Source organism: Serratia sp. PL7, assembly GCF_945957435.1.
The window spans coordinates 1-2338 of record NZ_CAMFLB010000082.1 but is presented as its reverse complement, the minus strand read 5'-3'; the positions used below and the strand labels follow the sequence as shown (position 1 = coordinate 2338).

Annotated in this window: 3 protein-coding genes; all 3 read right to left on the bottom strand. The window is 37.1% G+C overall.

All coding sequences use genetic code 11. From position 1 onward, the window contains the following. Nucleotides 1-172 precede the first annotated feature (172 nt). The 3 genes from N6G83_RS54225 to N6G83_RS54215 all read right to left on the bottom strand — a co-directional run bounded on the left by N6G83_RS54225 (nt 173) and on the right by N6G83_RS54215 (nt 1355). Nucleotides 173-430, bottom strand: coding sequence for a hypothetical protein (locus N6G83_RS54225; RefSeq protein ID WP_260524425.1), 258 nt, complete (start codon nt 428-430; stop codon nt 173-175). Continuing rightward, nucleotides 423-1109, bottom strand: coding sequence for a replication protein (locus N6G83_RS54220; protein WP_260524424.1), 687 nt, complete (start codon nt 1107-1109; stop codon nt 423-425). Before N6G83_RS54220 ends, N6G83_RS54225 begins: the two co-directional genes overlap by 8 nt. 75 nt (nt 1110-1184) lie before the next feature. Next, a complete protein-coding gene (locus tag N6G83_RS54215) occupies nt 1185-1355 on the bottom strand; it encodes a hypothetical protein (RefSeq protein ID WP_260524423.1) in 171 nt (56 codons plus the stop codon). Nucleotides 1356-2338 lie beyond the last annotated feature (983 nt).

Here is a 2338-nt window from a genome sequence, read left to right as displayed (position 1 = left end):
AATTTCATTTGGACACGCTCTGCCGAGGGCTGTCGTCCGCCTGAAGGCGACCGATTGCCTGCGTTCAAACTGTCATTTCTGCCTTCGCAGAAACTCCACTTTTCACTCCGTCAAAAACCCAAACCCTATTTTTTGTCGGCTCACGCAACAAAAAAAAGCAGTAGTCTTTTGACTACTGCAAAAACCTATTGTTCAGCAATTTATCCATTGCTAACCAATATTGCTCAACTTGTTCCAGCTCGTCATACGACAACGCAAACAAATTGAGATTCAGCATTTCTTTGAATTGCTGGAACAAAACCACATGCACATTATTCGGCGCATCAATTGCGATATTTTGCTTTGTCAAATACCCAATCAATCGAGCAACCGTTCCTTTGGAGAACTCATTCAATAATTCGATTTTTACCGTTTTTTCATATTCAATCATTTTTGACACCTCTTTTACGCCGTTGATAATTCCCATCAAAGTATAAACGCAAAAGCCCAGCCTTAGCTGAAACAACATCATTAATTTGATTCATACTAGGAAGCCCATAGTCATCACCACGTGCTTCTACAAACTCATACAAATCAATAATATTTTCAAGCTGATATTTACGAATAAGCGCAAAAATCAAATTTGCCAATTCACGTTTTTCACTTTCATCAAGAGTCACATATCGATCAATATCGAAATCATTGATATAGACAATATTTTTCTTATCGTATCTATGCTTATTCTTCTTAATAGCATCAGAACTTTCATGTGTCAGATATTGAAAGTAATATTCAACACTATCCACGATTTCAATATGAGAAATAGAATTATTACCTAACGCACGTTTTACCTTTATCCTTACACTTTCAGCAGTCACAGGATTTCGTGCAATATACAATACATGATAATGTGGTTTTTTAAAAACTTTCCCACCATTTCTAACAATAGCCTTTTCATTTTCAGACATATCTTCAAATTTACGTTCTGTTTCATCCAAATCATGCAACGGACTAACAGCCATAGGAACACCTAACTTGGATAAACTGTCTTCCCAATCTTCAGGAATACTTTCAGGATAGATAATAAATGCGAAATTTCTAGCTTTAACCTTTGTTTTATCAGTAGCCATATAGTATAATACCCTTAGAAAATGAAGCATTTTTTGCACAGAGCGGTCTTTTGCCAGGACGCTCTTTTTTTATGCTCATTTTTCCCCTTTCTTGTTTTTTTCAACTACACTTTGCATATAATTTCGGACATCATAAGTTACGATTTTGCCTTCTTTTTGAAGAATTTCTTTGTATTCAGAGTGCATATTTTTCGGTACACGAATAGTAACAACTTGAAATTCCGTATCTTTATTTTCCCTAGCCATAGATTTCACTCCTCGCTCTATTTATCATAATTCTACATCATTATACAACTATATTAAAATATGCGCAACTATATATAAAAAACAAAGTGTTGGTACTTTGTTGGGATTTTGTTGGGACACCCAAACACGCCTTTATCCCTTGTGGCAGTAAGGGTGGAAAGGTCTAAACTTAAAATTTGGCACTCGGCACTATAAGGGGGGGTCGTAGTACGGAAGCAAAATTCGCTTCCTCGCCCCCCAATTGTCCCAAATTCCAAATTTTTTTCAAAAATTTTCCAGCGCTTCCGCTCGGCAAAATCGCAAGCGATTTTAACACTGCATTTTTAGAGAGTTGCACATAGTTTGTGCATTTAACCGCCTGTTAGATAGGGCTGTTAAATTTTCCCACTCATTTACAATCGTGCCATTTTTACTCAAATTCCGTTCCTCCTCAAAGAAAAAAGAGATTCTTGGAAAGAATTTTAAAAGTTCACGTAACCCTTAAAATTCATTAACAAGAATCTCTAGTCTTGAAGAAACCTAAAAATATTCGTATAATGATTAAGAAGTTACGGAGCTAGTACAAGTAGTTTCCGTAAATGGCTGAGGGTGCGTCAACACCGCTCGGCTTTTTTTTGCTCTTTTTTCAGTTTTTTTAATTATAACACCAGAAAACAAAAAACTGACAAATACTCCCGAGTATAAAAGACAGAAGACCTTGGGGAATGTCATTCCCCAAACCCCTTGAGCCTCCTCCTGCCGAAATGGAAGGGTGCTGACGCTGTTTATTTCATTCAGCTATCGGCTTTTACAATCTAACACGACCGTTCCGCTACCAGTCGCCTTACAGGCTCCATTCTCGCTCCTCTAACGTGTTTTAACGATTGTGCCGATAACTAAACGAAATAAACGCTAAAACCGCTCAGAACGCAAAATAGAGCTTTTCATGACATATTGACACCAACGCATCAAATTATCTAGCCAATCCTTTTATTTTGCTTAGG